At 70.5% G+C, this 19,894-nt stretch carries 13 protein-coding genes and 1 pseudogene; 6 read left to right on the forward strand and 8 right to left on the reverse strand.

Features of this window, described 5'->3' with window-relative positions:
* Positions 1–129 precede the first annotated feature (129 nt).
* The 5 genes from KBI5_RS14325 to KBI5_RS14340 all read right to left on the reverse strand — a co-directional run bounded on the left by KBI5_RS14325 (position 130) and on the right by KBI5_RS14340 (position 5,346).
* A complete protein-coding gene (locus KBI5_RS14325; RefSeq protein WP_011435106.1) occupies positions 130–1,059 on the reverse strand; it encodes a hypothetical protein in 930 nt (309 codons plus the stop codon).
* 185 nt (positions 1,060–1,244) lie between these two features.
* Positions 1,245–2,117: a succinate--CoA ligase subunit alpha gene (gene sucD / locus KBI5_RS14330; protein ID WP_011435105.1), complete on the reverse strand. Its 873-nt coding sequence runs from the start codon at positions 2,115–2,117 to the stop codon at positions 1,245–1,247.
* A gap of 25 nt (positions 2,118–2,142) precedes the next feature.
* Positions 2,143–3,309: an ADP-forming succinate--CoA ligase subunit beta gene (gene sucC / locus KBI5_RS14335; protein ID WP_085015501.1), complete on the reverse strand. Its 1,167-nt coding sequence runs from the start codon at positions 3,307–3,309 to the stop codon at positions 2,143–2,145.
* A gap of 419 nt (positions 3,310–3,728) precedes the next feature.
* Positions 3,729–3,914: a DUF4190 domain-containing protein gene (locus KBI5_RS28735; protein ID WP_347272506.1), complete on the reverse strand. Its 186-nt coding sequence runs from the start codon at positions 3,912–3,914 to the stop codon at positions 3,729–3,731.
* Positions 3,826–5,346, reverse strand: a complete 1,521-nt coding sequence (locus KBI5_RS14340) for a protein kinase (protein WP_347272505.1) — start codon at positions 5,344–5,346, stop codon at positions 3,826–3,828. The genes KBI5_RS28735 and KBI5_RS14340 overlap by 89 nt, the downstream gene beginning before the upstream one ends.
* A 236-nt stretch (positions 5,347–5,582) precedes the next feature.
* Here KBI5_RS14340 and KBI5_RS14345 point away from each other — a divergent pair, with 236 nt between their 5' ends.
* Together KBI5_RS14345 and KBI5_RS28415 are read left to right on the forward strand one after the other, a co-directional pair.
* Positions 5,583–7,247 (forward strand): carboxyl transferase domain-containing protein, encoded by a 1,665-nt coding sequence (locus tag KBI5_RS14345; protein ID WP_023839770.1) that lies wholly within the window; start codon positions 5,583–5,585, stop codon positions 7,245–7,247.
* 246 nt (positions 7,248–7,493) lie between these two features.
* A pseudogene (locus KBI5_RS28415) lies at positions 7,494–7,976 on the forward strand (alpha/beta fold hydrolase); the annotation flags it as partial.
* Between the two features lie 288 nt (positions 7,977–8,264).
* Here the strand turns inward: KBI5_RS28415 and pcrA are convergent.
* The 3 genes from pcrA to guaA all read right to left on the reverse strand — a co-directional run bounded on the left by pcrA (position 8,265) and on the right by guaA (position 14,112).
* Entirely contained in the window at positions 8,265–10,781 is a 2,517-nt protein-coding gene (gene pcrA / locus KBI5_RS27880; protein WP_085015502.1) for a DNA helicase PcrA, read from the reverse strand.
* A gap of 375 nt (positions 10,782–11,156) precedes the next feature.
* A complete protein-coding gene (locus KBI5_RS14360; RefSeq protein ID WP_085015503.1) occupies positions 11,157–12,311 on the reverse strand; it encodes a pyridoxal-phosphate dependent enzyme in 1,155 nt (384 codons plus the stop codon).
* A gap of 232 nt (positions 12,312–12,543) precedes the next feature.
* Entirely contained in the window at positions 12,544–14,112 is a 1,569-nt protein-coding gene (gene guaA, locus KBI5_RS14365) for a glutamine-hydrolyzing GMP synthase (RefSeq protein WP_173645780.1), read from the reverse strand.
* A gap of 539 nt (positions 14,113–14,651) precedes the next feature.
* Here guaA and KBI5_RS14370 point away from each other — a divergent pair.
* The 4 genes from KBI5_RS14370 to KBI5_RS14385 all read left to right on the forward strand — a co-directional run.
* On the forward strand, positions 14,652–18,527 hold the full coding sequence (locus KBI5_RS14370; RefSeq protein WP_198537705.1) for a sensor histidine kinase: 3,876 nt from the start codon (positions 14,652–14,654) through the stop codon (positions 18,525–18,527).
* Positions 18,524–18,946 carry a roadblock/LC7 domain-containing protein gene (locus KBI5_RS14375; RefSeq protein ID WP_011435096.1) on the forward strand — a complete coding sequence of 141 codons (423 nt, stop codon included), beginning with the start codon at positions 18,524–18,526 and terminating at the stop codon, positions 18,944–18,946. Before KBI5_RS14370 ends, KBI5_RS14375 begins: the two co-directional genes overlap by 4 nt.
* 25 nt (positions 18,947–18,971) lie before the next feature.
* Positions 18,972–19,331 (forward strand): DUF742 domain-containing protein, encoded by a 360-nt coding sequence (locus KBI5_RS14380; protein WP_011435095.1) that lies wholly within the window; start codon positions 18,972–18,974, stop codon positions 19,329–19,331.
* On the forward strand, positions 19,312–19,894 hold a 583-nt coding region (locus tag KBI5_RS14385; protein WP_085015504.1), incomplete at its 3' end, for an ATP/GTP-binding protein. The genes KBI5_RS14380 and KBI5_RS14385, both read left to right, overlap by 20 nt.

The following is a 19,894-nucleotide window of genomic DNA, read 5'->3' on the forward strand; positions in this document are numbered from 1 at the left end:
GCCGTCGTCGGCGCGGGAAATGCCCGAAGTAGGACGAATAGTTATGGTTGGCCGGAGAGGTCGACCCACCGCATCCCCCACGCCACATCCCCCGAGCGACCGTCATGAACCACTCGCCGGGGCATCGGATCAACGACCGGGAGGAGACTCCTGCTGGCCGTAACCACCCGGCCCCGGCGGAGGCGGCTGCTGGCCATAACCCGTGGGCGACTGACCATGACCCTGCGACGGCTGGCCGTAACCACCCGGCTGGGCCGGCTGCCCATACCCGCCAGCGGGCGGCGCGCCGTATCCGCCCGGCTGGGCCGGCTGCCCATACCCCGTGGGCGACTGACCATGACCCTGCGACGGCTGGCCGTAACCACCCGGCTGGGCCGGCTGCCCATACCCGCCAGCGGGCGGCGCGCCGTATCCGCCCGGCTGGGCCGGCTGCCCATACCCGCCAGCGGGCGGCCCATAGCCCGGCGGCGGCCCGTACCCCGTGGGCGGCTGACCGTAACCGGGCGTGGGCTGCTGGCCGTAGGGCTGGCCGTAAGGCGGCTGACCACCATACGGAGGCCAGGCGCCCGGCTGACCGGGCCCGGTGGGACGGGCACCTGGCCGGCCGGGAATGGGCGCTCCGCTCGCCAGCGCCGTGAGCACCCCGAAGACGGTCTGCACGATCGTCAGCAGCAAGGCGAGGTAGAACCCGAAACTCGGCCCGGCATCCACTCCGCTCGGCACGTCGGGGAACCGAATCCATCTGATCAACAGCAGGAGGACGGCGAACGCCGAGACGGCCGGCAGTATCCACAGGATCGAGACCGGACCCACGTCCGGGATGCGGACGTTGGCGGCGACGCGCGCCGTCACCAGACCGGCGACCACGACCACCAGGAATACCGGGAACCAGGAGTTGAACCCGAGCCCCCAGGCGTTCTTGTGAGCCTCCGCCGAGCGGCCGAAAAATCCCAGGCTCACCGAATACCACGGCAGGAAGCTCACGATGAACGTGACCGCCCCGGAGGCGATCACCCCGATGTCGTTGGTGGCGACGCTACGACCGCCGATTTGTGCCACGACGGCAACCCCACTTCGTCTGGTCGGTCGGTGCGGGGACGAGAGTCGTCGATGCACCGATGCAGGAGTCTTGCAGCCGTCGGAAGCGAAGGGAAGACGTCCGTCCCGAAGCCCCGCGGCCGAGACCCCTACCTGTCCCGGTGCCGAGCCCCCGCGTCCCGCGGGGGCTCGGCATCAGGATAGGCCTACAACGACCGCATGATGTCAGCCATCAGCCGGGCGGTCTCCGACGGGGTCTTGCCAACCCGGACGCCGGCCTTCTCCAAGGCTTCCTTCTTGGCCTGCGCGGTACCGGACGAACCGGACACGATGGCGCCCGCGTGGCCCATCGTCTTGCCCTCCGGCGCGGTGAAGCCGGCCACGTAGCCGACGACCGGCTTGGTCACGTTCTCCTCGATGTGCGCCGCGGCCCGCTCCTCGGCGTCACCGCCGATCTCACCGATCATCACGATCGCGTCGGTGTTCGGATCGGCCTGGAAGGCATCGAGCGCATCGATGTGCGTGGTGCCGATGACCGGGTCGCCACCGATGCCGACACAGGTGGAGAAGCCGAACTCCCGCAGCTCGTACATCATCTGGTAGGTCAGCGTGCCGCTCTTGCTGACCAGRCCGATGCGCCCGCCGGGGGTGATGTCGGCCGGGATGATGCCGGCATTGGACAGACCGGGGCTCGCGATACCCGGGCAGTTCGGCCCGATGATCCGCGTCGTCGCCTTGGACCGGGAGTAGGCGAAGAACTCGGTCGTGTCGTGGATCGGCACGCCCTCGGTGATGACCACCGCGAGTGGGATCGCCGCGTCGATCGCCTCGATCGCCGCGTCCTTGGTGAACGCAGGCGGAACGAAGATCACCGAGACGTTGGCGCCGGTCTGCGCCATCGCGTCGGCGACGGAGCCGAACACCGGCACGCCCTCGACCTGCTGGCCCACCTTGCGCGCGTTCACGCCGGCGACGACGTTCGTGCCCGCGGCGAGCATGCGGCGGGTGTGCTTGCTGCCCTCCGAGCCGGTGATGCCCTGCACCACCACCCGGCTGTTCTCGTCAAGCCAGATAGCCATCGGTTCGCAATCCCCTTCGCCCAGGTCAGGCCGCGGCCGCGGCGAGCTCGGCGGCGAGCTTCGCCGCGCCGTCCATCGTGTCGACCGGCTTGACCACCGGCAGGTTCGCCTCGGCCAGGATGCGGCGGCCCTCCTCGGCGTTGTTGYCGTCGAGGCGCACCACCAGCGGGGTGCTGACGTCGCCGACGATCTTCAGGGCCTGCACGATGCCGTTGGCCACCGCGTCRCAGGAGGTGATGCCACCGAAGATGTTGACGAAGACGCTCTTGACCGCCGGGTCACCAAGGATGATCGACAGACCGTTCGCCATGACCTCGGCGGACGCACCGCCGCCGATGTCGAGGAAGTTCGCCGGGCGCTTGCCGCCGAATTCCTCCCCGGCGTAGGTCACCACGTCGAGGGTGGACATGACCAGGCCGGCACCGTTTCCGATGATCCCGACCTCGCCCTCGAGCTTGACGTAGTTGAGGCCCTTCTCCTTGGCCTTCTGCTCCAGCGGGTCCACCGCGGCCACGTCGACGAACGCCTCGTGCTCCGGGTGGCGGAAGTCGGCGTTGTCGTCCAGGCTGACCTTACCGTCGAGGGCGACGACCCGGCCGTCACCGGTGAGGATCAGCGGGTTGACCTCGACGAGGGTGGCGTCCGACTTGACGAACACGGTCCAGAGCTTGGCCAGCAGCTCGCTCGCGCCGTCCAGAGCCGCCTCGGGCAGCTTCGCCGCGACCGCGATCTCGCGAGCCTTGGCCGCGTCGACTCCCTTGAGCGGGTCGATCGCAATCCGGGCCAGCGCCTCCGGCTTGGTCGCCGCCACCTCCTCGATCTCCATGCCGCCCTCTCGGGAGGCCATGGCGAGGAAGGTGCGGTTCGCCCGGTCCAGCAGGAAGGATGCGTAGTACTCCTCGGCGATGTTGCTGGCTTCCTCGACGAGCACCGAGTGGACCGTGTGGCCCTTGATGTCCATGCCGAGGATCGCTGTCGCCTTCGCGAAGGCGTCATCCGGCCCGTCGGCTACCTTGACGCCACCGGCCTTGCCCCGGCCTCCGGTCTTGACCTGCGCCTTGACGACGACCCTGCCACCGAGCTCGGTGGCGATCGCGCGGGCCTCCTCGGGGGTGGTCGCGGTCTTCCCGGTGGGCACCGGTACGCCATGTTCGGCGAACARCTTCTTCGCCTGGTATTCGAAAAGATCCACGGTCCGTCCAGTCGGATGCGGTCGTTACGGGTTGGGATACGTAGAGCTGCACAGAACGCCTGCGAGCCTACTGACGAGGGCGTTACGGCGCGCGCCACGCGCCGTGCACCACCGCCGTCGCTGGCGGCCCGCGGGTGGGATCGAAMGGGCCGGTCCGGCGCATCCCTCGACCCGCTCCGGGGACCCGGCAGGGTCGTCGATACAGGACAGATACAGGACAAATGAGGTGGACACCTGTCGCACCGAGGGTGGCTTCCGCCTCGCCGCTCTCAGAGCGCGGGTCCGCCGGGAGCCGCTGAGCGTGACCGCCGGGATCTGCCCTAGGCCGTCCCGTGTCTGACGTCACGAAAGTTGAGACCCTCATTATGCCGGAAATCACATGGAAGAAACACCGATCGTGGYCGGCCCCTCCGGACCAGTTAGACGAATTTCAGGATAACGACGATCAAGATCATCGTTAGTCCGATCCCGAGCCAACCCAGGCCGATGCCGAAGGCCGCCACTGTGGCGCCACGCTCATCCCTGTGGCGGATCCGAACCCGCGCGACCAGGCCGACCACGACAGCCGCGGCACTCCCAATCCCGAAGATCCAGAGTACCGCCAGGAGAACCGACAGCATCGCGGCGCTGTTCCAGTGCCGGCGCCGCGACGCCTCGGCCCGCCTGGCGTCGGTCCACCGCCCGACCCGCGGCGCAGCCGGTCGACCCGCTGGCGGGAAGGCGGATGGATCCGGAGGACGCGCCGGCGGAGTCGGGTCGCTGGAGCGATAGGTCACCTCCGACCGTCCCGGATCGGACGCCACGTCCGCGGCGGTCGTGCCCCGACGCCCCGCGGGCGCCTGATCCGCCCACCCCCCCCGGGGAAACCGCTCCCGACGATGGTGGCGGGGCGACCGCTGGCGGGGCGACCGGTCGCAGCGGAGCCGCGGGGGGTAATGGCACGGCGGGCCGAAAGGCCGATGCGGGTGGCGGCGGTCCGACCGGCCACAGGCCGGGTGCCGGGCCTGGTCCCTGCACATCCGGCGCCCAGCCGCCGGCCGAGCCGGCCGCCCCCGGCGCGGGCCGGGCCGGAACTCGCCCCGCGCCGGGGACACGCGGACCGGAACGATTCGGCGACGGGGAGGAGACCGGCGCGGGGAACGGGGCGGGCACGCCGAACGCCGGAGACGATCCGGTCCAGGTCCGCTCCAGGACGTCACCGGCGGCGGCATCGGCCTCGGTGACCCCACGCACCTCCCGGCCTACCAGCGCGGCCAGCAGCGAGGCGGCGTCCGGCCGCTCCCGCGGGGCCTTGGACAGCGCCCTCGCGACCTGGTTGAGCAGGTACCCGGGGAGCGCGTAGAGATCGGGAGAGTCCCGCTGCACCCGGACGGCAAGCAGGTCCGGCGTCTCGGCATGGAAGGGATGTCGCCCCGTCGCCGCGTACGTCACGCAGCTCGCCCAGGCAAAGACGTCCGCTGAGGCGTCCGACGGCTCGCCGCGCATCTGTTCCGGTGACATCCAGGCCAACGTGCCGATCACATGACCGGTGCGGGTCAGCGTGGCGCTGTCGGTCAGGTGCGCGATCCCAAAGTCGATCACCTTGGGTCCGTCCCAGGCCAGCAGGATGTTGGACGGTTTGAGATCACGATGGACGACGCCGGCGGCGTGGATGGCGACCAGCGCGTCGGCGAGGCCGACGGCAAGACCCCGGACGAGGTGGTCCTCCAGCCGACCGCGGGCCCGGACGGCCTCGGCCAGGCTGGTCCCCTCGACGTACTCGGTGACCATCCACGGCGCCGCGGCCTCGGTGTCGGCGTCGAGCACGGCGGCCACCGCCGTGCCTCGCACGCGCAGCGCCGCCCGCACCTCACGTTCGAAGCGGCTGCGGAACTCCTCGTCCTCGGCGAGATCCTCGGCTGCGACCTTCACGGCGACGGGACGCCGATCCGGGGCGAAACCGAGATACACGGTCCCCATCCCGCCGGCACCGATCCGGTTCTGCAGGCGGTACGGGCCGATCTGGCGAGGATCCTCCTCCATCAGCGGTGTGAGCATCGCTTCCCTCGCTGCTCCCCTCGCCGCACCGGTGTAGCGGGTTCGATCCGGGTTGCCACCCGCCGGGGGGCTGTGGATGAAAGACTATGTCCCGGCCGCCATCGGGCCGAGGGCACGAAGCGTCCCAGGCGTGCGGGCCTGCGAGCACCCGCTGGCGGGGAGCGCCCGTCCGTGTTCCACGACACCGCGGCCGCGACGACGGACATCCGGTCGGCCCCGGGCGCGAAGATGCGGACGTGGACAACGACACCCGGCCGGGCCAGAAGACGACCGCCGACTGGCGTGCCGCCCTGCTCGCAGGCATCACCCTGCGGCCCGCCACTGCCGCGGCCGTCAACCGACTGGGCTGGCCCGACTACGACGCTCGACCGGCCCTGCGCTGGGGCGAAGGCGCGGTGGCCGGCATCCCTGCCGTGGTCGCGGTCTGGGATTTCACGGTTTACGGGGGAAGYTTTGGCGAGCGGGACGCACGTGGGTTCGCCGAAGCCGCCACCGCGGCCGCGGCCAGCCGCCGTCCCCTGGTGTCGTTCCTGCGCAGCGGCGGCACCCGCCTGCAGGAAGGGGTCGCCGGACTCGTCGGGCTGCCCCGGGCCGCACTGGCGCTCGCCGCACTGGACGCGGCGGGGGTCGGTCACATCGCCGTCGCGGACCAGCCCACCACCGGTGGTGTCTGGGTGACGATCGGCTCCCGCGCGGACCTTCGGTGCGCGGTGCGCGGGGCGACGGTCGGCTTCGCCGGGCCTCGGGTGGTCGCGGCGGCCACCGGTGCCGCCCCGCCCCCGGGCAGCTACACCGCGGACTCGGCGTACGCCGCAGGGCTGGTTGACGCGGCGCCGGCGCCCGGTGCCATCCAGGTGTGGCTGCGGCGGGCCCTGACCGGCCTGGCGGATCCACCCGATCGGGAGAGCCGGGCCGGTCCAGGTACCCGGACCGGCCCGGGTGGCCAAACCACTCCGGGCAGATCGGGCGACCAGGCAGACAGAGGCGACCAGGCAGACGGATCGGACGGCGGCCCGTCACGAGCCGGCGACGGGACCACCCTCCCCGTCCCGCCCGACGATCCGGACACCCGAACCGGGTCCGACGGACCTGCGCCGGGAGCTGAACATGCCGCCGCGCGCTCCGGGTGGGCGCAGGTGCGGGCGGCCAGGGATGGCATCCGCCCGGACGGCATCGAGGTGCTGCGGACGCTGCTTCCCGACGGCGTCGACCTGGTCGGGCCGGATCCCCGGGTCGTGGCCGGTGTGGGGGTGCTCCTGGGCGACATCGCAGGGCCTGCGGGGGCTACGGGGCCTGCGGGGGCTACGGGGCCTGCGGGGCGGGGAGGGCCGATGCGTGCGGTGGTCGTGGCTGTCGGGGCCCGTCGCGGCGACGCCCCGGGGCCGGCCGGGTACCGGTTGTTGGTCCGCGCCGCCCGGCTCGCGGGGAAGCTGGGGATCGGTCTCGTGACCCTGGTCGACACGCCCGGCGCGGCGAACGACGCGGACGCCGAGGCCGCGGGCATCGCGGCGGCGATCGGGGATGCGATGGCCGCGGTATTGGCCTGCCCCTCGCCGACGCTGTCGATCGTGTTGGGTGAGGGCGGCTCTGGCGGGGCTCTCGCCGCGGCGGTCACCGACGTCGTCGCCATGACCCCGGACAGTTACTTCACCGCGCTCTCCCCGGAGGGCACCGCCGTCACGCTTCGGATACCGGTCGAGCGGGCCGCAAACGTCTGCGGGCTACGGCCGACCGACCTGAACGCGCTGGGATTCGCCGATCGGCTCCTGTCCGCCACCACCGCAGCCGAGACGGCGCGCGACGCCGCATCGCTGCTCGCATCCCTGAGCCGGGGGGACCAGGACGATCGGCTGCGCCGACGGCAGGCTCGATGGTCGACAGGGCTACCTAACAGTCTGTAGCATCTTTCTCCGGTCTTTACTTGGCCACCGGGATATCTGCCGACCTGGGGGGCGAGCACCACGGCTGGCGGCACGGATGGTACGGCGAGGGAAGGCGAGCGGGCCATCGGCGAGTGGATACTGCCATCGTTGTCCGCGGCCACGGCCCGCCTGAGGCGGGCCGTGGCCGCGGACAACATCGCCGCTCCAGGGCGGTCGGTCCTCACCGGCCTGCGCACGACCCCGGTGAACGCCCGCGGGCTCGCCGTGGAAGCGGCCTGGATCGCCACCCACCTCGCCCTCTACCCGGCGAGTGCGCTGCGCCGGCAGCGCCCGCGCGAGCACGAGCCCTACTCGCTGAGCGCGCTCTCCCCGCTGCACCGCAGCCTRCTGGTCAACGCTCCCGACGCGGCAGGCACCCCGATCCTGCTGATCCACGGCCTGATCGACAACCGGTCCGTGTTCACCCGGTTGGGCCGGTCGCTACGCCGCCGCGGTTTCCGCCGGGTGCGCACGGTGGAGCTGCCGCTGCTCGTGCCGACGGTGCAGGAAGCGGCGCTCCGACTCGCCGCGTCCGTGCACGCCGCGATGACGGACAGCGGCAGGCAGCGCGTGCACATCGTCGCCCATTCACTCGGCGGGCTGGTGGCCCGCTACTACGTGCAGCAACTCGGGGGCGATCAGTACGTGGACACGCTGATCACTCTCGCGACGCCTCATTCCGGCACCCGTCTCGCCGGGCTCGTCCCCCGGTCGGTGCCGTACCGGCTCGTCACCCAGCTACGGCCGGGATCGGCGCTCCTACGCGAGCTCGCCGCACCCGCCCCCGGCTGCCGGACCCGGTTCGTCGCGATCGGCGCCGGGCTGGACAGCGTGGTGCGGCCCGCCGAGGCGGCGCTCGACCATCCCGATCTCGACATCGAAAATTACACCGTGCCGGGCCTCGGGCATCATTCCCTGGCGTTCAGCGGCAAGGTTGCCCACCTGGTCGCGAGCTGCCTCGCCGGGGCGGCGGACCGGCCGGGACTCTCGGGACCGTCAGAGCTTCTCGACGGGGGCGTACCGCAGGAGCAGGCGCTTCGTGCCGGTGTTCTCGCCGAAATCGATGGTCGCCTCCGCGGAGTCACCGACCCCGCCGGTGGCGACGACAACTCCGAGACCGAAACTGTCATGCGTCACCCGGTCGCCCTGACGCAACTCCAGGACGGCCCGAGCGGCCGGCCGCGCGCGACCCGAGAACGGCGAGTTCGGTAGCGGTTTACGCGCCGCCGGGGCGCCGGCGGCGCCCCGGCCGGTCGCGCCCGACCCAAACCCGCCAGACGAGCCCCAGGACGTCCCCGCGGGCGCTGGCGGGGGATCGGCCAGCCGGCGCCAGTCAACCAGCGTGTCCGGCACCTCGCCGAGGAAGCGCGACGGCGGGTTGTAGGCCGGTTGGCCCCAGGCGCTGCGCATCACCGCGCGGGTCAGGTAGAGCCGGATCCGGGCCCGGGTGACACCCACATAGGCGAGCCGACGCTCCTCCTCGAGCTGGGTGGGATCTCCCAGGGTCCGCAGGTGCGGGAAGACGCCGTCCTCGAGACCGGTAAGGAAGACGACGGGGAACTCGAGGCCCTTGGCGCTGTGCAGCGTCATGAGAGTGACCACACCATCGGAACCGTCGTCGGTCGGAACCTGGTCCGCGTCGGCGACGAGCGAGACCTGCTCGAGGAACTCCGCAAGCGTACCCTCGGGCAGCCGCCGGGCGAACTCCTGGACCACTCCGACCAGTTCCTGCAGGTTCTCCACMCGGCCCTGGGACTCGACGGTGTCCTCGGCGAGGAGTTCCGACAGGTAGCCGGTGCGTTCAAGCACCCCCTCGACCACGGCCACCGGGTTGTCGGCCGCTACGGCGCGTAGCTCGGCGAGCAGCGCGGTKAACTCGCGCACCGCCTTCGCCGAGCGCGCGGCGATCCCCGGCACCTCGTCGACACGCTCCAGTGCCTGCGCGAACCCGATCCGCTCGACATCAGCGAAGCCCGCCAGGGCCGCCTCGGCCCGCTCGCCGATCCCGCGCCGGGGCACGTTCAGGATGCGACGCAGGTTCACCGTGTCGCTAGGATTGGCGAGGACCCGCAGGTAGGCAAGGAGATCACGGATCTCCTTGCGCTCGTAGAACCGCACCCCGCCGACCACCCGGTAGGGCAGCCCGACCCGGACGAAGATCTCCTCGAACACCCGGCTCTGGGCGTTGGTCCGGTAGAACACCGCGACGTCGGCGGGCCGCGCGAGCTTCGCGTCCGAGAGCCGGTCGACCTCCTCGGCGACAAAGGCCRCCTCGTCGTGCTCGTTGTCGGCGGCGAATCCGACGATCTTCTCACCGTCACCGGCGTCCGACCACAGTCGCTTGGCCTTGCGCTGGTTGTTACGCGCGATCATCGCGTTCGCGGCGGAGAGGATGGTCTGGGTGGAGCGGTAGTTCTGTTCCAGCAGGATCACTGCGGCGTTCGGGAAATCCTCCTCGAACTCCACGATGTTGCGGATGTTCGCCCCACGGAAGGCGTAGATCGACTGGTCCGCGTCRCCAACCACGCACAGCTCCGCCGGTGGGACGGCGCCCGAGGCCCAGGTACCCGGCCCGGCTGCCGGCTCGGCCGGCTCCACCGGCGCGGACCCGCCACCGAAGTACGCCGGTTGGCCGACGAGTYCACGCACCAGGACGTACTGCGCGTGGTTCGTGTCCTGGTACTCGTCCACGAGCACATGTCGGAATCGGCGCCGGTAGTGCTCGGCGACGTCGGGGAACGACTGGAGGAGGTTCACCGTCATCATGATCAGATCGTCGAAATCAAGGGCGTTGGCCTGAGCCAGCCGCTGCTGATAAGCGGCGTAGACCTCGGCGACGGTCCGCTCGAGGTGGTTCGTGGCCCGGTCCCGTGCGGCCTCCCAGTCGATCAGTTCGTTCTTCAGGTTGCTGATCTGCGCCGCCAGACCTCGGGCGGGATGCCGTTTGGGATCAAGATCAAGGTCACGGGTGACCAGAGTGATCAAACGCTGCGCGTCGGCGGCGTCGTAGATGGAGAAGGTCGAGCCGAACCCGAGACGCTTCGCCTCGGACCTCAGGATGCGCACGCAGGCCGAGTGGAAGGTGCTCACCCACATCGCCCGCGCCCGGGGACCGACCAGCGCCGAGACCCGTTCGCGCATCTCGTTGGCAGCCTTGTTGGTGAACGTGATCGCCAGCATCTCCCCCGGCCGGACCCCCCGGGCCGCCAGCAGGTACGCGATACGGTGGGTCAGCACCCGCGTCTTGCCGGACCCCGCGCCCGCGACGACGAGCAGGGGTGCCCCGATGTGCACCACCGCCGCCCGCTGCTGCAGGTTGAGCCCGTCGAGCAGGCCCTCGGCATCCAGGCGTGGCGAGGAGAAGCCACCGGGCTCGTCCCCGCCCACCGGCGGCGCCAGCACCGCCGGGSCGAACAGGTCGTAGGGCACGTGCGCACCGCCGTGGACATCCGTCCCGACCGACCCGGCGATGCCGGATCCGCCGCCGTGGGAATCGCCGAAAAAGCCGCTCATGGGACTCCGATCGTACGTTCGACGTCGGGCAGGTCGGACCGCGGCATGCCCGGATCGCACCCAACGGCCCGGTCCGCGGTGTGGTCCGCGAGATGCACCGACGGCCCCACCCGGCCGCGGTCCTCGCGCGTCCATGCCACCGCATGACCATCACACGTCCACGCCCAGTGGTCGTCGACCCGCGTGCTGACCAGCCTATTGTCCGTCGTTCCCGCCCCGCCCCGCGCGCGAGGGCGGGTCGTCGATGGCCGTGGTCCGCGTCAACGCCCGGCCCACCGGCGGTCAGGCGGCCCCGCGGCCAAGCGGCCAAGCGGCCACGCCACGTGGCCACGCGGYCACGTAGTCACATAGTCGCGTAGTCGCGTAGTCGCGTAGTCACGCGGTACTCGACGCGCTCGGCGGGATGGCCGCGAGCGCCTTCACCCTGCTGGCCACCCCCGGGTCGATGTTGCCACCCGACAGGATTGCCACCGTCGGGCCCTGCGCGAGATCACTTCGACGCAACAAGGCCGCGACCCCCGCGGCGCCGGCCGGTTCCACCTGGTGGCCGGCCCGGTGCAGCAACACCATCGCCTCCCAGAACGCCGCCTCATCGACCGTGACGATCTCGTCCACCAGGCGTGCGGCAAGGGCGAAGGTCAGGACCCCCGGAGCGTTCACCGCCATACCGTCGGCGATCGTGGTCGACGCCGGGACCACCCGTGACGAACGTGGCGCCGTCGGCTGTTCGGACGTCCGGCTGCCCGGAATCGTCCCGACTCCCCGCAGTGTTCCGGCACCGGGCGTCGTTCCGGCACCGGGCGTCGCAGCCCCACCGGGGGGCACCGTGAGCCGCCGGCCAGCCCGCAGCGACGCGGCAAACGCCGACGACAGCACGGACTGCACTCCGACCACTCGCACATCGGGGCGCCGGGACCGCACCGCCGCGGCCAGCCCGCCGATCAGCCCTCCGCCGCCCACCCCGACCAGAACGGTGCCGAGATCGGGCATCTGATCGAGCAACTCCAAGCCGATCGTGCCCTGCCCGGCCACTACCGTCGGGTCATCGAACGGGTGGACCAGCAGCCGGTCTCCCCGGGCGGCGAAGGTGGCGGCCGCAGCGAGCGCCGCTTCCACCCCCCCGGGTATCTTCTCGACCCGGGCGCCCCACCGGCGCGTCCGCGCCACTTTGACCGGATTGGCCCCTACCGGCACGAAGATGGTCGCCTCGACGCCGAAGGCCGCGGCCGCGAAGGCCACTCCCTGGGCGTGGTTACCGGCACTGGCCGCCACCACCCCCCGGGCCCGCGTCGCCGGATCCGCGGTGGCCACCCGGTGGTAGGCGCCCCGAAGCTTGAACGAACCGGTGTGCTGCTCGTGCTCACACTTGAGCCAGACGGGCGCACCGACCGCCGCCGACAGGCCGAGATCCCGCACGACCCTGGTCCGTCGTGCCACCCCGGCAAGGACGCGGGCCGCGGCGCGGATGTCCGACGCCCAGAGTTCGGCGTCCGGGGCTACCGATCGGTCGTCTGCGGCTGCTGCGGTCATGGAGCATCTCCCGGCGGCTGAGCGGCCACCTCACCATGACCGCGGCAATAAAAAAGCCCCCCGCCAGGACAAGGCGGAAGGGCGAGGCGCGGACCCGATGATCGGTCGCGCGCCTAGGTAATGGCCATCTCGTGCGGGGTCACATCATCCAGGGTGCTCCGGTCCCGCCCAGACGTCAAACGTGCCCGTCGGCGGGGGTCGTCCGACGGGCACGCGCTCCGATCCGGGATCGTCACTCCCACTCGATCGTGCCGGGAGGCTTGGAGGTGATGTCGTACACCACCCGGTTAACCTGCGGCACCTCGTTGACCACCCGGTTCGAGATGCGTTCCAGCAGGCCGTAGGGCAGCCGGGCCCAGTCGGCGGTCATCGCGTCCTCGCTGGTGACCGCGCGCAGGACGATCGGGAAGCCGTACGTACGCTCGTCACCCTGGACGCCCACCGACCGCACGTCGGCGAGCAGCACCGCGAAGACCTGCCAGATCTCGCGGTCCAGGCCGGCCTTGCGAATCTCCTCCCGGATCACCGCGTCGGCCGCCCGCACCACGTCGAGCCGCTCGGGCGTGACCTCGCCGATGATGCGGACGGCGAGGCCCGGGCCCGGGAACGGCTGGCGCCAGACGATCTCCTCGGGCAGCCCCAGCTCCTCGCCGAGCCGACGGACCTCGTCCTTGAACAGGGTCCGAAGCGGCTCGACCAGATCGAACCGCAGGTCCTCGGGCAGTCCACCGACGTTGTGATGCGACTTGATCTTCGCGGCCGTCGGCGAGCCGGATTCGATCACGTCGGGATACAATGTCCCCTGCACGAGAAAGTCGATCGTCGCGCCCTCCGCCTCCGCCCGGACCTCCAGTTCGCGGGCGGACTCCTCGAAAACCCGGATGAACTCACGACCGATGATCTTCCTCTTCCGCTCCGGGTCGGTCACTCCGGACAGCGCGGCGGAGAACCGGTCGGCCGCCTTGACATGGACCAGATCCACGCCGGTAGTCGCGACGAAATCGCGTTCGACCTGTTCCGCCTCGCCGGCCCGCAGCAAACCATGATCGACGAAGACGCAGGTGAGCGCGTCTCCCACCGCCCGGTGCACGAGCGCGGCAGCGACCGCGGAGTCCACCCCGCCGGACAGACCGCAGATCAACCGTCCGGTCCCGACCTGGGCCCGGACGGCCGCGACAGCCTCGTCGACAATGTTGATCATCGTCCAGGTGGGCCGGCAGCCCGCACCCACGAGCAGGAAGTGCCGCAGCACGTCCATGCCTCGCTCGCTGTGGACCACCTCCGGGTGGAACTGCACGCCATAGAGACGACGCGCGGGGTCCTCGAAGGCGGCGACCGGGGCCGACGGCGTGGAAGCCGTTACCCGGAAGCCGGGCGGCGCGGCGGTCACCGAGTCGCCGTGCGACATCCAGACCTGCTGGACAACGGGCAGACCGTCGAAGAGAACCCCGGGATCCGACACCGACAGACGAGTTGCTCCGTACTCGGCGGTTCCCGTGCGCGCGACGGCGCCGTCAAGCGCCTGAGCCATGACCTGATGGCCATAGCAGATACCGAGAATAGGCACTCCGGTAGCGAACAACGCAGGATCGACCCGGGGCGCGCCAGGCGAGTAGACGGACTTCGGGCCGCCAGAAAGGATCAGTGCGGACGGACGCCGGGCGAGGATCTCGTCCACCGACATATCCCACGGGACGATCTCCGAATACACATGACATTCGCGTATGCGCCGGGCGATCAGTTGGGCATACTGAGCACCGAAATCGATCACCAGCACGGTGTCATAGCCCGCAGGCCCCACCGCGGACGGGCCGCTGGGGCCGTCCGCCGGGGACCGCGGAACATCCCGAACCGCGCCGGTATCCGTCGGCTCCGCACCACGGCCAGCACTGCTACGCTGCAACTCGCTCACCCCGCAAGCCTACGGACACGGCGACCCCACCGGTCCGTCCAGGCGCCCAACCATCTCCCACGGCCTTCACCGGAACAGACGAAGCGCACCGGGCACCGCCGCGAAGGCGGTAAGGGCTCATGTAGGAGATGTCTAGGATGCCGAGTTTGCGCCTTCAGCCCGGTTCACTCACCCCGACAAGCGCTTCGATCATCAGTGACGCCCGATGTCGGGCTTCCCCGGCGGTTACGGTAGTGGTGACTCCGCGCGCAGTAGCGACAACTGACGTGCGGCCACCAAGGCGCTTACGGTAGGCGCCTTTCGGATGCCGACTTCGTACCGCTATGGTGCCTGACAAGGGACATCCGGGCCCGATACCGAGCCATCCTGGTACGACCTGTTCCGGGAGGCTGGCGGAGAGGTTGCGAAGGTACGTGCGCAGACAACCGATGGCCAGCAGCACGGGCATCGCCGCAGACTCGGAGCCGACAGTGGCGCCGGGTTCGCCCGTGGACGCCGAAGACGGCGGGCAGCGCGATGGTCGATCCGCCGCGCCACCGAACCCAGCCGGGTCGGGACTGGCGCGCCTTCGTCGCGCCGCCGCCAACCCCACCAACTGGCGGGTACGCACCAAGCTGATCGCGATTCTGGCCGTGCCTGTCATCGCGATCCTCGCCTACTCGTCCATCGAGGCGGGTACGGTGCTGACGAGCACGCGGGACGTCAACCGGGTGTCCGATCTGACCGAGATCAGCCGCTCCGCGGCCGGGCTGGTCCACGCCCTGCAGGCCGAGCGCACCTACAGCACCGGATTCGTCGCCAGCGGTCCCGTCGGCGCCCGGGACGGGAGCACGATTCCAACCCGCCGGGCGGCGGTCGATGAAGCCTACAGGGCGTACAAGTCAGCTGCGAACGAGCGGCGAGGGTCCTTCGGCAGCGAGGTACGCCGCGCTCTCGACGACGTCAGCAGCCGGATGGACACGCTGCCCGCCAAGCGGCAGACGATCGAAAGGCTGATCGACAGGAAGGCGGTCGAGACCGCCTTTCAGCCGATCATTGACTCACTGGTCAACCTGATCCGGCTGATCCCACAGGGAAATGACGACCAGGAGCTCAACGCCGGGGTCAACACGGCCTACTTCCTGATGTCCGGGACGGAACTTCTCGCCGAGGAGCAGACACTCATCCACGGCCTGTTTACCCGCAACGGGAACCAGGTCTTCACGGCAGACGACTATCGCGAGTTCCTGTCGGCCGAGACCCAGCGGGGCCGCCAGCGCAACGATCTCGAGAACGCCGCTCTACCGAACCAGCTCGCGGTCTACGAACCGACGATCGACACCGAGACCAACGGGGACATCCGCAACACCCAGAATTACGTCGAAGAAATTCTGAACGCGCCCATCGGTCAGCCGCTGACCGCRCTGGAAGCCGAGAAATGGGACCAGGCGACCCAGCGAACCATCGACACCGGCACGGAAGCCGTTGACAAGCTCCTGGGCCTCGTCGACGCCCGCGCGGGCACCCTGCGGGGCAACATCCAGCGCCACGCGCTGCTGTCCGGTCTGCTGATCCTGCTCATCCTGGCCCTCGCCCTGCTCGCCGCACTGATCGTCGCGCGATCGCTGGTCCGCCCCCTGCTGGCGCTGCGGACTGCCGCKCTGGACGTCGCCGACCATCGGCTTCCCGAGGCCGTCCGTCGGTTGCGCGATTCCACCGAGCTGGACATCGACGACTCGATCGAACCGGTCGGTATCGACACCGACGAGGAGGTCGGCGAAGTCGCGCGGGCTTTCGACGAGGTTCACCGGGAGGCGATCCGGCTGGCCTCCGAACAGGCGTCGCTGCGGAACAACGTCAACGCGATGTTCGTGAACCTCTCCCGGCGCAGTCAGGGACTGGTCGAACGGCAGCTGCGTCTCATCGACGAGCTGGAGAACCGCGAGCAGGATCCGGACCAGTTGTCCAACCTGTTCAAGCTGGATCACCTCGCCACTCGTATGCGGCGGAACAACGAAAGCCTGCTCGTCCTCGCCGGCACGGACACCGCTCGGCGCTGGACACACCCCGTCCCACTGAACGAGGTCGTACTGGCGGCCATCTCCGAGGTGGAGCAGTACACCCGCGTCAAGCAGACCTCGGCCGCCGCGGTGTCCATCGCCGGCAACGGTGTCAGCGACGTCGTCCATCTGGTCGCCGAGCTCCTCGAGAACGCCACCTCGTACTCGCCGCCGGCCACCAGCGTCCTCGTCACCAGCCGCTCGCTCGGTCCGGGGGCCGGGGCGATGATCGAGATCGAGGACCAGGGCATCGGCATGCCGGCCAAGGAACTCGAACGGGTCAACGACCGACTGGCGAACCCGCCGGTGGTCGACGTGTCGGTGTCACGGACCATGGGCCTGTTCGCGGTCGGTCGGCTGGCCAGCCGCCACGGCATTCACGTCCAGCTGCGTGAGTCCGCCTCCGGAGGTATCACCGCTGTCGTCCGRCTGCCTGCCAAGCTGGTGACCGGAGACGGCGGGGCCGGCACGGGACCGGCCCGGCCCGCCGCGCCGGCGTTGGGAACCCGCGTCGGCGACTCGCCGGCCATCCCCGGTTCCCCGACCGGACCGCGTGCCCCGCAGCGGCCGGAACGCACCGGCTCGGGAACTCCCGAACCGGTGGACGGCAGGGTCGCGTCGACGAACGGCACCGGGGCCAACGGGCACCGGACCGCGAGTGAATCCGACGGACCAGAAAGCCTCTTCGACGACTCCAGCGGGCCCCGGCGGTTCCCCAGCACCGGGCCGTTCCCTCTCACCGGGCCGCTGGCCGCCGCTCAGCTCGGATCCGACCGGACGGGTTCGCCGCCCACCGCGGATGATCGCGACTTCGGGCCGGACGACTTCGCTCCCGGCCTCGACGGCGGCACCGAGCGCGACAGCGAGACGGATGGCATCAGCGCCGCTCCGCCGACCCTGCCGCACGATCTACTCGGGCGGGGAGGAAACGACGAGGACCACCCGGTCCCGGGAGCCCGGGAGCGGCCCGGCTCCAGTGGGCAGGACGATCCCCGTGACCCACGGCAGCTCGACGACCGGGGGCTCGACCTCGATGCCCTTCGCGGCCGCGGCCGCACCGCTCCCGGTGGCCGGCTCGAACCGCCCCCCGACGTCGTACCGGACACCCAGACCATCGACCGGCGCGGATTCGGACGACGGGACGATCCGGTCACGGACGAGACGAGACCGGTGTCGTTCGGGGACAACCGCTGGGGGACCAAACCACGTTCCGGCGGCGCCACCGGGCCCGGTCGGACCGGGCAGCCCGACACCACCCCGACACCGCCCACCCCGACACCGCCCGGCCCGACACCGCCCGGCCCGACACCGCCCGGCCAGAGCCGGCCCGATGCCGGTGAGCGGCCCCGGTCGGCCGAGGAGCCGCCCCCCGGGGCCGGCAGCGTGTTCGCCCGCTCCGAGAACCGGCCCGTTCCGCAGGAACGATCGGAGTCCACGGAGTCCACGGAGTCCACGGAGTCCACCGGTCCCCGCGACCGGCTGGCGTCGGCGCTCGCGTCCCGGCGGTTGCGCGACACCGGGACGACAGAGGYGGTCTCCGGCGAGGACACCGGCGAACAGACCACGGCAGACCGGGACACCGACGACATCGAGACGTCGCCGATCTTCGACTCCGTGTCGGCGTGGTTCCAGCGACGTTCTCCGTCCGATCGGGCGCCCGCCCAGCATTCGACGGCGGCCGCGGCGRCCCGCCCCACCGGGCCGGGTGCCGGTGGGGCGGCGCCACCGCCCCGTTCCCCGGTCCGTCCGGGGCTCGGTGGGGCCTTCGGGCAACGCGGCCCCGCCCGCTCCGGAGTCGATCCGCTCACGGCTACCCGGACACCGGCACGGGAGGAGCCCGCGACGGACGCGCCGTCAGCGGCTCCGCCCGTCCCGGCCTTCGCGGCCCAGCATCAGACGGCCCCACACCATCAACCAGCAGGGCAATACCAGCCAGCACAGCACCAGGCAACGCCCCAGCAGCCCCCGTCCCGGGAGAACTGGACATCTCCCGGGGACGCCGGCTGGCAGGCGGCCGAGTTGTTGCGTCAGCCGAGCACAGGCGGCGTGACGCGGTCGGGCCTACCGGTGCGAGTTCCCATGACCCATCTCGTGCCCGGCAGCGCCGAACCCGCGCCCCGCCGGCGTCCCACCGACACCTCGGCCAGATCTCCTGAGGCTGTAGGAGGCCGGCTTGCCAGCTTCTACCAGGGCGTACGGCAGGGACGTGATGTCGGAGTCGACACCGCGAGGAATCCTCGACGTGACGCGCAGGAGGAACGGTGACACCCGTGAGTTCTGAAGCCCAGAACCTCAATTGGTTGATCAACAATTTTGTCGATCGCGTCCCGGGTGTCGCCCACACCGTTGTGGTGTCCGCAGACGGCCTGCTACTCGCCGTCTCCGACGGTTTCCCCCGGGATCGCGCCGACCAGCTCGCCGCGGTGGCCTCGGGACTGGTGAGCCTGACCCAGGGCGCCGCCCGCGTCTTCGAGGCGGGCGGCGTCACCCAGACGGTCGTGGAGATGGAGCACGGCTTTCTCTTCATCATGGCAATCAGTGACGGCGCGAGCATGGCAGTGCTCGCGGCACCGTCCTGCGACATCGGTCTGGTCGGCTATGAGATGGCACTGCTGGTCAGCCGGGCGAAGGACGTCCTGACCCCGGCGTTGCGCGCCGAACTGCAGGGAACCCTTCCGCGGTGACCGGACGGCAACACAGGGAGTCAGGGTGAGTATCGATCCCGAGGGCACGCCCGGGCCGGTCGTCCGTCCGTATGCGATGACCGGTGGGCGCACTCGGTCGCGCTATGAACTCGCCATCGAGGCACTCGTCTTCACGACGCCTCTCGGCGAGGAACGAGCGATCGGCCTCAACCTGGAGCAACAGACCATCGCCGCCATGTGCCGGCAGGTGCGATCCATCGCGGAGATCGCAGCCGGCCTCCGGGTGCCCCTCGGGGTGGCCCGCGTGCTGGTAGGCGATATGGCGGACGAAGGCTTCGTCCGCGTCCACCAGCAGCCTGACCGCGACGAGGCACCGGATCTCGCGTTGCTCGAAAGGGTTCTCAGTGGCCTTCGAAAGCTCTGACAACAGGCGGGTCAACTCCGCCGTCGCCACGACCTCGGTGAAGATCGTGGTAGCGGGCGGATTCGGCGCCGGGAAAACCACATTCGTGGGTTCGGTGTCCGAGATCGTCCCGCTGCGCACCGAGGCCGTCATGACCGAGGCGGGAGCCCACATCGACGACCTCACCCACCTGATGGACAAGACCACCACCACGGTCGCCATGGACTTCGGCCGAGTCTCGCTGGACGAAGATCTGATCCTGTATCTGTTCGGCACCCCCGGGCAGTACCGCTTCTGGTTCATGTGGGACGATATCGTGCGGGGAGCCATCGGTGCGATCGTGCTCGCCGACACCCGCCGACTGGCCGATTGCTTCGCCGCGGTCGACTACTTCGAGCAGCGGCAGTTGCCCTTCGTGATTGGCGTCAACTGCTTCGACGGGATCCTGCGRCACTCGATCGAGGACGTCCGGGAAGCACTGCAGGTCAGCCCGGCCGTTCCCGTCATCACCTGCGACGCCCGCAACCGCGACTCCACCAAGAGCAGCCAGGGCGGCGTGGCCGCCACCCTTTCGTATGAGAATT

It is taken from the genome of Frankia sp. KB5, from assembly GCF_002099325.1.
Lineage (GTDB): Bacteria > Actinomycetota > Actinomycetes > Frankiales > Frankiaceae > Frankia > Frankia casuarinae.

Bases quoted from the DNA above. Each gene is read 5' to 3' on its own strand.
- KBI5_RS14340 (WP_347272505.1), bottom strand. From the start codon at position 5,346: ATGCTCACACCGCTGATGGAGGAGGATCCTCGCCAGATCGGCCCGTAC.
- KBI5_RS14360 (WP_085015503.1), bottom strand. From the start codon at position 12,311: ATGACCGCAGCAGCCGCAGACGACCGATCGGTAGCCCCGGACGCCGAA.